Origin of the sequence: Rhodococcus sp. D-46, assembly GCF_011290655.1 — a bacterium.
Classification (GTDB): domain Bacteria; phylum Actinomycetota; class Actinomycetes; order Mycobacteriales; family Mycobacteriaceae; genus Rhodococcus_F; species Rhodococcus_F qingshengii.
The window spans coordinates 625,694-638,804 of record NZ_JAANTF010000001.1; the positions used below are offsets into that span (position 1 = coordinate 625,694).

The following is a 13,111-nucleotide window of genomic DNA, read 5'->3' on the forward strand; positions in this document are numbered from 1 at the left end:
TAGGATCGACGCGTTTCGATCCTGTTTCGGTGCAGCATTCTTTTGAAAGTGAGGTCCTCGGTGCAGGATCAGATGCTCAAGGACGACGATCTTCGGCTGTTGAACGCACTGCAGATCAGGCCGCGAGCGTCGTGGTCCGAGCTTTCACGCGCGATCGGTTCCGACCCGGTCACCCTGACCAGGCGTTGGGAGCGTCTGCACTCGCAAGGAATAGCGTGGATCGCTGCGTACCGTGGTGGACCCATCGTGTCGGCGACCGCACTTCTCGAGATCGAATGCGCACCGGCACAGACCATGAGCGTTGCCGAACAGATCGCGCACGATCCCGAAGTTCTCACAGTCGATCTCACAACCGGCAATCGGGATCTGCTCGTCACGCTCACCTGCACTGACCTCGATCAATTGTCCAGGTACGTGTTGGAGCGAACACAATCCCTGCCGATGATCACCGCGATGCGAACTCAGATCGTGTCCTCGGCGAACTCCGACGCGAGGAACTGGCGTCTACGTGCTCTCGATGCGGAAGAAATTGCCGCGCTCGAGTCGGCCCCGGCGGGAAAGATTCGTGGTGTACGCGCCGGCGAAGAGGAACAGTCGCAGCTGTTCGACATTCTTTCTCGCGAACCACGTGTCACCGTCTCGGCACTCGCTGCGGCCCTCGGAGTCACGCCGGCTCGCGCTGGGGCGCTCCTTTCTCACGAGCTGTCGACGGGGCGACTGGTCGTCCGCACGGAGATTGCTCGGCCCTACTCCGGCTGGCCGGTCTACGCCTGGTACTTCTTACGTCTCGACGGGCGAAAGGAGGCAATTGCTCAGCGTCTTTCGCACCTGCGTGAGGCGAGGCTTGTTGCTTCTACGATCGGCAGCTACGACATCGCATTGGCGGTGTGGCTGCGCTCGATCGACGACGTGCAGCGTCTGGAAGGTTATCTCGCCGAGCAGTTTCCGGGCGTATCCGTGGTGGACCGGTCGATCGTCCTGCGTACGCCGCATCACCTGCATCGGACGATCGATGTGTCGGGTCGAAGCATGCCGAAGCACGGGTGATCCGCAACTCGTTCGCTCGGGTCGGGTGCTCTCCGACTAGTTGGGGATCGCCACGTCGACGATCAAGCCGAAGTGATCGGAACCTTCGATCTCGATCCGCTCGAGTGACTTCGCCTGTCCGCCCCGCAGAAGTACATGGTCGATGCCGACGATCGCGGGAAATTTCTTGTCCGCCGGATAGGTGCGCACGATGCCTACTCCCAATTGGTCTGCGGCATCGGAGTAGCCGACATCGAGGAGGTCACGGAATTGCTTGTGCGTGAATGTGGTGTTGAAGTCGCCACTGACGATGACGGTTTCCTCGGCGGCAGCAGCGTCGAGCGCGTTTCGCAAAGTGCTCAGCTCGGCAGTCCACACGTCGGGCGGGGTCACGTACGCCGGTCCGGGGTGAACCGCCAGAAGGGTGAACGGAGTCGAGAAGCCGACTTCGGCAACAAGATTGGTCGGTCCGAATCCGTTCAATTCCCGAGTTTCCGTCAGCGGATAACGGCTGTAAATACCGGCGCCACCCCCGCCGGCCTCGTCCGGTACCAAGTAGTGATGCGGCAGCAGTTGCTCGAGTCCTTGATCTCTGAGAGAGCCTTCGAGTGATGTGGTCAGTTCCTGAACCGTCAGGACGTCGACTGCCTTCTCGCGCACCGTCGCAGTCAAACTGGCGGGATCTGCCTGCCCGAAGAGAAGGTTTGCTTGCATTACGCGCAGAGTCGGCCCGTCGATTTCGGAACTGTTTGCCACATACAGTGGACTGATCACCGACGCGCCCACCGCAATCAGTACCACCGAGATCGCCAGCAGGATCCAGCGGCGAAAGACCAGGCATATCAGGGACGCTGCGAGTGTGACCGCAAGCAGTATCGGGACGAAGGAGGCCACGGCGATCAACGGGTTGATCGGCTTGGTGGAGTACAACGCGATCAGCGAGACAACGCCGACGGCGATACCGCCCACGCCGGCGACCTGAGCGATACGGCGTGCCGGAACATTGTCCGTCGTGAATCCCATACCAAACGGTACCCAATGCAGCCACGGCTCCCGACTGCTTGGCGTTTGTCAGTCGCCGGTTCGGGTGCGGAATGCGTTCACGGCGGCTTCGACGGTCGGGTAGAAGTGCGTCGAATCGAATCGATCCCCGACTCCGAATCGGATGAGTCGATCCTTGATCGGACCTTTCATCTCTGCGAATGCCAACCGAATTCCTTTGCCTTCGAGGAATGTATCCAGATCGACGAGTTCGTCGACTGCCGTTGTGTCGAGTCCGGTGATCGGTTCGGCGGCTATAACCACCCAGTCGACCGGATCTGGCGCCTTGGCGACGACGGAGCGAACGTATTCGTCGAAGATCTCGCCGTTCGCGAAAAACAGTGGCGCGTCAAACCTCACCAACACCAGGCCGGGGATGCGATGCCCATCTGGATGGCGTTCGATGTCGTGGAATCCAGCGGGTTCGCCCGTCTCGACGAGTTCGGTTCGATGTGGCTGCCATACCTGCGCGATGACCGCTGCGAAGGACAGTCCGATCGCTACAAGGATGCCTTGTAGCACACCGACCAGGGCGACGCCCAGAAACGCCGCGACGGCGAGGCCGAATTCCACGGTGCTCATGCGCCACATGCGGACCATGCCGCCCACGTCGATCAGTGCACACGCGGCGACGATGACGACGGCGGCCAGTGTTGCATCGGGCAGATATGCCGTGAGTCCGGGAGCGACGAGGACGAACACCAGGACCGCGAGCGCCCCGACGACGCCGGCCAATTGTGTGTGCGCCCCACTCTGTTCGGCTACCGGAGTTCGTGACCCGCTCGCCGAGATCGGAAACCCGCCGAACAGCCCGCCGGCCACGTTCGCGACACCGATCGCCTTCATTTCGGTACTGCCGTTCACGTCCTCGCCGTGGCGGGCGGCGAAGGTGCGCGAGAGAACGCCGGTGTCGGCGAAGGCAATCAATGCGATACCGGCGGCGGGCCCGATCAGATGGCCGACGTCCTGCCAGGTGACTCCACCGACGGAAGGGAGGGGGAGTCCTTCCGGCAGTGCGCCGACCATGCCGATGTCATCGGTGAGACCGGCGGCAGCGGACAAGACTATGGCCGCGACAACGGCCACCAGAACGCCGGGAACAACAGGTACCCAGAGCCGGAAGGCGACTATGACGACTAGCGAACCGACACCGATGGCGGCAGCGAGGGGGTCGACGTCGCCACCCACCAGGGCCTTTGAGATTCCGCCGATTTCACCGAGTAGACCGGACGCGTCGACGGAGAATCCGAGCAGCTTGGGAATCTGACCAACTACGACGACGAGTGCAATGGCGTTGAGGTAGCCGAGGCGGATCGGTTTCGAGAGGAGTTCGGTCACGAAGCCGAGACGAAGGAATCCGCCGATCACGAGGATGAGTCCGACAAGAATGGCGAGAACACCGGCTAGTGCAAGCGCATTCTCCGAATCGCCGACCACTGCCAGCGGTATGACCGCGGCGGCAATCAGCGGCGCCAGTGACGAATCAGGTCCGAGTACAAGGATTTTCGAGGGCCCGACTACCGCGTAGGCGAGCAAAGGCACGATGGTGGCGTACAGCCCGGCGTACGCAGGCAACCCGGCGGCCTCGGCGTAGCCCATGCCTGCCGGGATGAGCAGGGCAGTCAAGACGAGTCCGGCAGTGACGTCTGTTCGCAACCACTCGCGGCGATACCCACGGGCAGTCGCGACGCCCGGTAGCCGACCTAGACTCTCCGCCCACATCATCGTTTGATTGTCCTCCCTCAGTGGAGCGAACGGGCGCGCTCGGGGGCAACCGCGGTGGTCGCAGGGAGGGGCGCAGGTGCCTGTGCGAGGCGGCGGCGTCGAATTGCCTTGTCCAACTCGACGACAACCGGGATGATCAGCGACCAACCCAGGCAGGCGAGCCACTGGGCGCCGGTCAGTGAGGTTGTCATGAGGAGGTCCTGGAGGACGCCCGCCTCGACGGCGAATACGGTCACGACCGTGGGGATCGTCAAGATCTTGATGGCACCGAGAACCGGTGGAACCACGCCGGACTCGGGATCACGCCGCATGGTAAGCCCCGCGAGAATCGAACCGAGAGAGAGCACTACGAATGCTGTGGTCATGGGAACATTCGCCTCGGAAGTACTCATTTCACCGGGTGCGAGAAGCATCGCCGCGAGTGTCACGGCAAATTGCAGGACACCGTACGCGAGCCACTGAGCGACTGCGCTTCGATGTGCGATCGGCATCTTGGGATCGCGCGGAGGCTTGTTCATCAGATCCGGTGGCGGCGGGTCGAGCATGATCACGGCGACGGGGAACAGTGTGATGAAGAAGTGCTGGAACAGCACCATCAGTGGCGTCAGTGCCACACCCTCGTTGATGTTGAAGATGCTCGCAGCGAGGAAGAGGAGAACCAAGGAGAAGAGTTTCGACATCTGGTAGCGGATGTACGAGACGATTTTTCCGTAGATGTTGCGGCCCAAAGTGATCGCGGTGATGAGGGTGCCGAAGTTGTCGTCGGTGAGCACCATCTTGCCCGCCTGTTTGGTCACCTCACTGCCCGAGCCCATGGCGACGCCGATGTCTGCCTTCTTCAACGCGGCGGCGTCGTTGACCGCGTCTCCGGTCATCGCGACGACGGCGCCACCGCTCTGCATGACATCGACCAAGCGAAGTTTGTCCTGCGGAGTGACGCGGCCGAACACGTGCAGGTTCGGCAACGCGGTCGACAGTTCTTCATCGGTCATCGCTTGCAACTCGCCTCCGCCCACCGAGCCCGGGCCGAGTCCGAGTTCGGCACCGATCGCTGCGGCGGTGATGGCATGGTCGCCGGTGATCATGCGGACCTCGATGCCGGCCCGGTGTGCGGTGCGCACCGAATCGACCGCCTCCGGGCGTAGCGGGTCGATGATGCCTGCCATGCCGACAAACGTCAGGTCCTCGACGCAGGACATGGGGTCGGCCACGACAGCGTCTTCCCGTCCGTCGAGTCGCCTCACAGCGAATGCAAGCACCCGAAGGCCCTTTTCGGACATCGACTGATTGGCGGCCGTGAGTTCCTCTCGGACTTCCTCGATCGGTACCGGTCGGCGGCCGGGGAGGAAGGCCGAAGAACACCGAGCGAGGACGACATCGGGTCCGCCTTTGACCAATCCGACGAACTGGCTTTCGCCGTCGACTTCGAGGTGGTGGTACGTGGCCATGAACTTGTACGCGGAATCGAACGGAACCGTTGCCACCCGCGGGTAGGTCCGTCTGGTCAGTGGGGCGTCGGCACCGATCTTTGCCGCGAGCACCACGAGCGCGGCCTCGGTCGGGTCGCCGACAACTTCCCCGGAATCGGAAACCGTGGCATCGCTGTCGAGACACAGTCCGTATGCGAGAAGGGTGAAGTCGGGCGGCGCCTCGCCGGCAACCTGCGTTATCCTTCCCGCTTTGGCATAGCCTTCGCCCTCGACCGTGTACCAACGGCCGTGGACGTACAGCGATCGGACGGTCATCTGGTTCATGGTCAGCGTGCCGGTCTTGTCCGAGTTGATTGCACTGGTCGCGCCGAGTGTTTCGACGTCGGTCAGGTTCTTCACGACGGCCTTGGCGTCGGCCAGTTGACGGGCACCGTAGGCCAGCATCGCCTGGACGAATGTTGGCAGGCCGGTCGGAATCGCGGACACTCCCATTGCGATACCAAGGAGCAGAAGCGTAGTCAGATCCTGCCCACGAATGAGCCCGATGACGACGATGACGATCACTGCCGTCCACGCGATGATTCCGAGAAGTTTGGTGAGAGAGTCCAATTCACGTTGAAGTGGCGACTTGCCAGGGGCGACCGCCGACAACATCGACGCGATCCGGCCTATCTGCGTCTGCATCCCGGTCTCGGTGACCACCATGGTCGCCGTGCCGCGGGTGACCGAGGTGTTCTGGAAGACCAGATTGCTGCGGTCTCCGAGCGGAATATCCTCGTTGTTCAGCGTATTCGGGTCCTTCGGTATCGGCGCGCTTTCCCCGGTCAATGCGGCTTCCTGTGTCTCCAGGGTGGTGGTGGCGAGCAACCGTCCGTCGGCAGCGATGATGTCTCCTGCCTCGACTTGGACGATGTCACCCGGCACCAGTTCGGTAGCGTCGAGTTGTATCAGGTTCCCGTCACGAATGACCCGTGCTTGGGGCGTCTGCATCTTGGCGAGGGCGTCGACGCTGGCCCGTGCCTTCAACTCCTGTCGAGTTCCGAGGACGATGTTGAGCACGACGAGCACCGCCACCACGATTGCTGTCGGCACTTCACCGATGGCGATGCTGACCGCGGCCACGGCGACGAGCATCAAGTTCATCGGATCTTTCAGCTGCAACAGCGCGATCGACCACGTCGACGGCGGTGGCGTCGAGGTGATTTCGTTCGACCCGTAGCGTCGTCGCCGTTGGTCGGCCTCATCCGACTGCAGTCCGCGCTCCGGGTCCGACTGCAGTACGGACACGACTGATTCGCCACTCTGCGCATGCCACGGCGTGGGGCTCATGACCGCACATCCTTTCCTTGGCGATCGTCAATACCGGGTCGGAATCCAGTGCAGCGGTTGTTTGGGCGTCTGGTAGCCGTGAGCCTTCTGCCGTTTCGGCAGGGTGATGTCCGTGGATTGCACGGGCTCGTAGGGGATCTGACTCAGAATGTGGCTGATGATGTTGAGTCGTCCGCGTTTCTTGTCATTGTTGTTTGCGACATACCATGGCGCCCAGCCGGTGTCGGTGAAGCGAAACATCTCGTCGCGGGCACGCGAGTAGTCGTACCAATGACTGAACGACTTCAGATCGAGATTCGACAGCTTCCAGATCTTTCGAGGGTCGTCGATCCGGCTCTGCAGACGTAAGAGCTGCTGTTCTTCGCTGACCTCGAGCCAGTACTTGAGCAGAATGACTCCCGATTCGACGATCGCGCGTTCGACGGTCGGAATGAGCTGGAGAAATTGATGTGCTTGTTCTTCGGTGCAAAAGCCCATTACTCGTTCTACACCGGCACGGTTGTACCAACTTCGGTCGAAGATGACGATCTCACCGCCAGCCGGAAGATGCGGGACGTAGCGCTGGACATACATCTGCGAATGCTCTCGCTCGGTCGGGGCGGGTAACGCAACGACCCGGAACACTCGCGGACTCACTCGCTCGGTGATGGCTTTGATGACACCGCCCTTCCCCGCGGTATCTCGACCTTCGAATACGATGCAGACCTTGGCTCCAGACGATTTGACCCACTCCTGCAAAGCCACGAGTTCGCCGTGCAACGGCTTGAGTTTGCGGCGGTACACCTTGTTCTTCATCGGCTTTTCTGCCACGGGCGGCGTGTCGTCGGTAAGGGTCGACGGGGTGTCGTCGTGAAGAATCCGAGCGTTCTTTCCCACTTCCACTCCCTGGCATCATGAGCGCAACGCGAGCGCGCGGGGAACCGTCCGCCCTTATGTGTATGCCCCATATTCGGTGAACCTATTCTCTTCGCAATCGAGACCCGAATCGTGTTGTTTTCGAACCCTTTCCGAGTCTTGACGTGCTCGGCTGGACGGACGACCATTAATGGATGACTGGCGACGAAGAGTTGCTCCACGTCGAGCGGGTGATCACTCGCCTCATTTCCCGCTATCCCGCCGTTCCTCCACCGGAGATCGAAAACAGAGTGCGAACAATTCACCAGCGTTTTGCGGGATGTCGGATCCGCGACTTCGTGCCTCTTCTGGTCGAAAAAGCGGCCAGACAAGAGATCTCGGATCGGAGAATCGTGATTCCGATAATGGATGAGCGGTCGGCGAGTCTGAACTCTCTCGAGCTGTAGCCGGAACGGGGATCGTCGGCGCATACTGAAATGACCTTGGACCAGGGAGTTCTGGCCGAATGCAGGAGCTCAGGCGCGGAACGTCAGCCTCCCGAACTCCTGATGTGTAAAACCGAGTACAGGGAGCGTTGACATGGAAGGCTTCTGGGAATTCTTCTGGTTCATCTTCGTCTGCTTTGCCTTTGTGGCGTACTTGAGCGTGTTGTTCTCGATCATCACCGACTTGTTCCGTGATCACGAGACTTCGGGCTGGGCCAAGGCGTTGTGGATGATATTCCTCTTCGTCATTCCATTCCTGTCCGCGATGATCTACGTGGTCGTCAAGAATGACGGAATGACGAGGCGGTCGATGGAAGCCGCTCAAGAGCACATACACGCGCAGAGTGATTACATTCGAAAGGTCGCCGGGAAATCGCCGACTCAGCAGATCGCCGACGCCAGAGAGCTTCTCGACTCAGGCGCGATCAACGAAGAGGAATTCCAGGCCATCAAGGCAAAGGCGCTGGCGTAGTTTTCGTATCTTCTGCCCCGGGCCTGGCGTCGTCGGTTCCGCCGTCGTCAGGCCCGGCGTCCTGCGCGGCGGCGCGTGCGGGACGAACCAACACTTCCAGTGCGACGAGAGCAACGAGCGCAATGACGACGATCCAACCAACGACCCATCCGGTGGGGTAGCGCCAGAAGAGCAGCAACAGGGCGGCGATGCCGATGATGGCACAGCGCAGTGGGACACGAAGCTGATTGGCCCACCGCTCCACCTGATTCGGCGTTCGGCCGCTTGCAGAATGCCGGACGAAGTCCAACGCCTGCCCGTAGCCTCGACGAACGGCGATCGCCGACGACGACCCACCGATCAGGTAGGCGCCGAGCCCCACCACCACACCGAGGACCGCAACCGCGCGAAGGCTCGTCCGAAGCGGAACCAGAACTGTGTCGATGACAGCGGTGGCGGCGTCTGGCGAGAGGATATCGGTAGGGACACTGTCGAGGTAGATTGCGCGCCCGATCAGAATTCCGATCGCAAGAACAAGCATTCCCAACGCAATCGACAGTCCGACCAGGGACAGCGTACGAAGCCTGCGACCGGTTGGCGCAACGGCGACAGCGGCTGCTGCGCAAGCAATTCCCAACCACGGCAGCACCGCCGAGACCTTGTCGAGTGCCGAGACGGCTCGCTGCGCCTTCACCAGCTCGGGGGACTGGAAGAGAACAAACTCCTTGTCCACGGACGGGATTTTGTCTGCGAAAGCGAAGCCGCGGTCGGTCAGCGCCGTTTTCACCCGGTCGATGATCGTGCTCAGTGAAATGCTGACCGTTCCGCTCTGGTCGACCTCGACCGAGTCGGGTCCGTAGTTTCCGGTCATGACGGCGACGAGGGAGTTGTGCGCCGCTCGGTTCGCCTGAATCCAAAGGTCTTCGAACTGCTGCGTCCGAACGAGCGAGGCCACTGTGTCGTGGACGAAACTCTTCGCCTGGCCGGCGATCACCGGGGCCAAACCCACCAACGCCTGGTCCACGCGAGGCGCGTTGGCTTCGAGATTCGACACATCCGTCAATGCCGTGAGTGCCTCGGTGGTGAGCCCTTCGACGTCGACGCGATCGAAGATCTCGTCCGTGACTTGATTCGTGATCTCCGCTTGCACGGCTGGATTCTCACCCAGTGGCGCTACCGTGCTGACGTAGCGGTCCGTGTCGAGGATCTGACTACGTACGAAGCGGGTGGTTACCGACAAGACTGCGAGCAGTGCGACCAGCACCAGCAGGATTGTCACCGCGGTCCACCGCAGCCCATGTCGAGGTGGTCGGGAGACTTTCTCGACGGTCGTTTCGCGGGCGCTGGGAGTCTGCTCGCGAAGTGTTGCTACCTCTTCGCGCAACCGGGCTAGTTCGGCACGTTCGTCCTCCTGGAGTGGTCCGTCGCTCGTGCCGTTTGCCATGATGGTCCTCCCGGGACGGAAACTACTGGCGCACAGTTGAAATGCTGAACTGCGAAGATGATTCGGCGGGTGACCTCAGATGACCTCGGGATTCCAGGTCGCGACGGCCCAGATGACGAATACGTCGAGCGCGATGATGATGATCGACCACCACGGCGAGTGGGGTAGCCACAGGAAATTCGCGAGGATCGACAGAGAACAGATGACTATCGCGCCTACCCGTGCCCACGTCGCGCCGGTGAAGAGCATGATTCCGACAGCGGTGACGAGCACACCGAGTACGAGGTGGATCCATCCCCACGAAGTGAGGTCGAATTGGTACGTGTATTCCGGGCCGACGACTGTCACGTCGTCCTCCGATATCGCCGAGATGCCTTGGAGGATTTCGAGCACGCCGACTGTGATGAGGAGAACGGCTCCGCCCAGCGCGCTTCCTTTTGCCACACCCTGCTTTACCAGTGAATCCTCGGACATGACCGCCCCTAGATTTCAAGCGCGAAATAGCCTGGCATATTTCCCTGTCCCGACCTTTTACGGTGGTGAAGTAGCCCGTCGGAGGGCAAATCAAACATTGAGCGCTGCACAGCATTGCGATATTCATTCGCCTACGAATTCGAAAGAACCTACCGTGACGGCATGGATATGGCGGACGTAGGTGTGGCGATGAGGCCTGCACCGGGTGTGATCCGGACGGACCGGCTGGTGCTCCGTACCTACCGCCCAGGCGATCACCGGGATCTTCTCACCTTCTACGGGCGCAGCGACGTATGCCGATATTTGCTCAACGAACCCTGGAGTCTCGCGGAGGCTCGGGAGGCCGTGCAGACCAGAATGTCTCGCCGCGACCTGGCATCGGGCGCGGTGGCACTTGTTGTCGAGTACGGGGGCCGGGTTGTCGGAAGCGTGAGTGCTTGGCGAGTCGAAGAATCTGATTGCACAGCCGAAGTCGAGCACACCGCCGAACTCGGGTGGGCATTTTCGCCCGAGTTCGGCGGCCGAGGATTCGCGACGGAAGCAGTGACCGCTCTGATCGACCTCGCGTTCGCGACACCCCGATTGCGCCGCGTGGTCGCGCGAATGGATTCGAGAAACGAATCCTCGGCGCGACTCGCGCAGCGGATCGGTATGAGGCGAGAGGGACATTTTCGGCAGAACGCGTGGATCAAGAACGAGTGGACCGACACCGTGGTTTTCGCGACACTTCGCGGTGAGTGGCCTTCAGTTGCTTGATCAGACCGAGCGGGCTGCTATTTTGCGACCAGTTCGGTCAACTGTGGCACGAGTTCGTCGGTCGCCCACGGAACACTCAGAAGGCTGACGTACATTGTCGCTGCAGTCAGGCGATTGTCGGTGATCCACAGGTCCTTGCCGTTGGCGATGACCGGCCACCGCGAGAACAGAGTGTTGGCCAATGTGCTGTCGACTTCCGACTGATCGCTTGCCCAACCGAGATACACGTCGGTGTCGATCGTGTCGAGCTTTTCCATACTGATGCCGAAAAGGAACGAGTCGCCGGCAAAGTTCTTGGCGCCGTTCACCACGTCGGGAGCGACTGTGAGCCCGAGGTTTTCGACAAACTTGACGCGCGGATCGTCCGGACCGTAGATGGCGGTTTCGGTTTCTCCTTCACGGATGTAGGAACCGAAGGCGAAAGTGACTCCGTTGAATTCGGGATGACTCGCCTTCGATTCCTGGACCGATTCCTCAACCGACTTGATCAGCGCCGCGGTTTGAGCGGGACGCCCGAGTGCCTTGCCGACATCGGTGGCGAGGTTTTGCCACGAGCTGGGCTGATACGGCTTGGTGTCGTACGGGAGGGTCGGGGCGATCGAGCTCAGGCGCTGGTAATCCTGCTCGGAGAAGCCCGAGTACGGGGCAAGAATCAGATCAGGCGCGGCATTGAGAATCTGCTCGAACAGTAGCTCGCCGCTGTCGGAGTAGTACGGCGCAGGCGTGGGCAGCGTCTGGCCCGACTTTTCGAGTTCGGCGCGGGTCCACGGCAGGAACCCGTCGGCGTCGCCGGCCCAAGAGTCCTTCTGCATCGCGATCGGAGTGACACCCAGGGCGATGACCGTGTCTGCCGCTGCGGAATCGAGGGTGAGGATCCGTGTCGGCTCCTTGTCGATGGTGGTCCCGCCGAAAGCGTGCTTGATCGTCACGGGATAGGCGCCGTCCTCGACGGCGGATGCCGATGAATTGTTTTCCTGGGCGTCCGATGACGACTGTGTGCAGGCGGTCAGAGGCAGTGCCGCCGCCAGCATGAGCGCAACAACGATTCGTCGCCTCCGCTGGGGACGAATTCTCTGACGGGCAGATCTGAACACGCGAAACTCCTCGGGATTGATCAGGGAAGTGCTTGCACGACTCAGCGCAGTACGCGCATGAGAGCAGGCTTACCTAAGTGAATGTAGGGCGCGTGCGTGTAGCGAAGGGGCCAGCTGATGTCGACAACAGGTCAGGCTCGAGTCAGTTGGCAGCGGCGAGCGCATTGCCGGGGGTGTAGCCGACCGTCTTGCGAAAAGCGGCGATGAAGGAACTCGACGTCCCGTAACCGACACGGCGGCTGACGGCGTTCACACTCATTCCGGTCCCGAGCATGCCGAGGGCCGTGCTCATACGAACCAGAGTGCGCCACTGCGCAAAGCTCAAGGCGAGTTCCGCGGCAAAAATCCGGGTGACCGTACGTCGGCTGAGATTGAGAACGTGAGCCCACTGATCGAGTGATCGATCGTCGGCGGGATCCGACAGCACTTTGTCGACGAGCATCCGTAGCCGCGGATCTCGGGGGATCGGTACGTCGAAGTGAGGTGCCGATGCCGGGGTGAGGAGATCGACACAAACCTGCTGTGCCCGAAGGCGTTGTTCTGCAGGCATTCCGGTGTGGGCGAGGTGTATCAGCAGTGCCCGGGCTGCCTCACTCAGTGTCACGATGCACGGTTCGTTCCAGGCGGGAGTCCACAGCTCGGGGGTGAAGAGCGTGGCGCGGAATGCGACGTGGGGATTTGCCTGACCTTCGTGGAGGACCCCGCGGGGGATCCACAGGCCGACGCCAGGCGTGACGGTCCAGAGTTGATTGTCGATGATCATGTTGACGACACCGCGGTCGGACCAGATCAGTTCGTGCTCGACGTGAGCGTGCTCTGGCCACCGGGTGATGTGGTCGGTCTCGACGATGTAAGTCGTGAGTTGGAACGGCGCCGGGACGGCGCGCGCCATCGGAGTGTGGCGGTCGGATTCCCGTAAGTGGGAATCGTCGTCCAGCTGTGGACCGTCGGCGATTTCACGAAGGGCAGGGATCAGCACCGTGGACTACCTCCAGAGCAAA

At 61.3% G+C, this 13,111-nt stretch carries 12 protein-coding genes; 4 read left to right on the plus strand and 8 right to left on the minus strand.

Going from position 1 to position 13,111, the window contains the following annotated elements; translation table 11 throughout:
* Positions 1-48: 48 nt before the first annotated feature.
* Positions 49-1,047, plus strand: a complete 999-nt coding sequence (locus tag G9U53_RS03025; RefSeq protein ID WP_228402203.1) for an Lrp/AsnC family transcriptional regulator — start codon at positions 49-51, stop codon at positions 1,045-1,047.
* Between the two features lie 36 nt (positions 1,048-1,083).
* Here G9U53_RS03025 and G9U53_RS03030 read toward each other — a convergent pair whose 3' ends face one another.
* From G9U53_RS03030 to ppk2, 4 genes are read right to left on the minus strand one after another with little or no spacing between them, the layout of a single operon-like run.
* Positions 1,084-2,049: an endonuclease/exonuclease/phosphatase family protein gene (locus G9U53_RS03030; RefSeq protein WP_083057411.1), complete on the minus strand. Its 966-nt coding sequence runs from the start codon at positions 2,047-2,049 to the stop codon at positions 1,084-1,086.
* Between the two features lie 48 nt (positions 2,050-2,097).
* Positions 2,098-3,792, minus strand: a complete 1,695-nt coding sequence (locus tag G9U53_RS03035; protein WP_003942720.1) for a SulP family inorganic anion transporter — start codon at positions 3,790-3,792, stop codon at positions 2,098-2,100.
* Between the two features lie 17 nt (positions 3,793-3,809).
* Entirely contained in the window at positions 3,810-6,551 is a 2,742-nt protein-coding gene (locus tag G9U53_RS03040) for a cation-transporting P-type ATPase (RefSeq protein WP_118602629.1), read from the minus strand.
* Positions 6,552-6,578: 27 nt separating this feature from the next.
* Positions 6,579-7,409, minus strand: coding sequence for a polyphosphate kinase 2 (ppk2, locus tag G9U53_RS03045; RefSeq protein WP_347570801.1), 831 nt, complete (start codon positions 7,407-7,409; stop codon positions 6,579-6,581).
* Positions 7,410-7,600: 191 nt separating this feature from the next.
* Between ppk2 and G9U53_RS33425 the strand changes: the two genes are divergently transcribed.
* Together G9U53_RS33425 and G9U53_RS03055 are read left to right on the plus strand one after the other, a co-directional pair.
* Positions 7,601-7,852 (plus strand): hypothetical protein, encoded by a 252-nt coding sequence (locus G9U53_RS33425; RefSeq protein WP_007734945.1) that lies wholly within the window; start codon positions 7,601-7,603, stop codon positions 7,850-7,852.
* Positions 7,853-7,985: 133 nt separating this feature from the next.
* Positions 7,986-8,363 carry an SHOCT domain-containing protein gene (locus G9U53_RS03055; RefSeq protein ID WP_007734948.1) on the plus strand — a complete coding sequence of 126 codons (378 nt, stop codon included), beginning with the start codon at positions 7,986-7,988 and terminating at the stop codon, positions 8,361-8,363.
* Here the strand turns inward: G9U53_RS03055 and G9U53_RS03060 are convergent.
* Positions 8,341-9,786 carry a hypothetical protein gene (locus G9U53_RS03060; protein ID WP_165638313.1) on the minus strand — a complete coding sequence of 482 codons (1,446 nt, stop codon included), beginning with the start codon at positions 9,784-9,786 and terminating at the stop codon, positions 8,341-8,343. The genes G9U53_RS03055 and G9U53_RS03060 overlap by 23 nt on opposite strands.
* A 75-nt stretch (positions 9,787-9,861) precedes the next feature.
* Entirely contained in the window at positions 9,862-10,260 is a 399-nt protein-coding gene (locus G9U53_RS03065) for a hypothetical protein (RefSeq protein ID WP_007734954.1), read from the minus strand.
* Positions 10,261-10,422: 162 nt separating this feature from the next.
* Here G9U53_RS03065 and G9U53_RS03070 point away from each other — a divergent pair, with 162 nt between their 5' ends.
* Positions 10,423-11,016, plus strand: coding sequence for a GNAT family protein (locus G9U53_RS03070; protein ID WP_050656477.1), 594 nt, complete (start codon positions 10,423-10,425; stop codon positions 11,014-11,016).
* A gap of 17 nt (positions 11,017-11,033) precedes the next feature.
* Here G9U53_RS03070 and G9U53_RS03075 read toward each other — a convergent pair whose 3' ends face one another.
* Positions 11,034-12,110, minus strand: a complete 1,077-nt coding sequence (locus G9U53_RS03075) for an iron-siderophore ABC transporter substrate-binding protein (protein WP_223304443.1) — start codon at positions 12,108-12,110, stop codon at positions 11,034-11,036.
* Between the two features lie 142 nt (positions 12,111-12,252).
* Complete coding sequence (locus G9U53_RS03080) at positions 12,253-13,089, minus strand: AraC family transcriptional regulator (RefSeq protein WP_063316566.1); 837 nt, start codon at positions 13,087-13,089, stop codon at positions 12,253-12,255.
* Between the last annotated feature and the right edge of the window lie 22 nt (positions 13,090-13,111).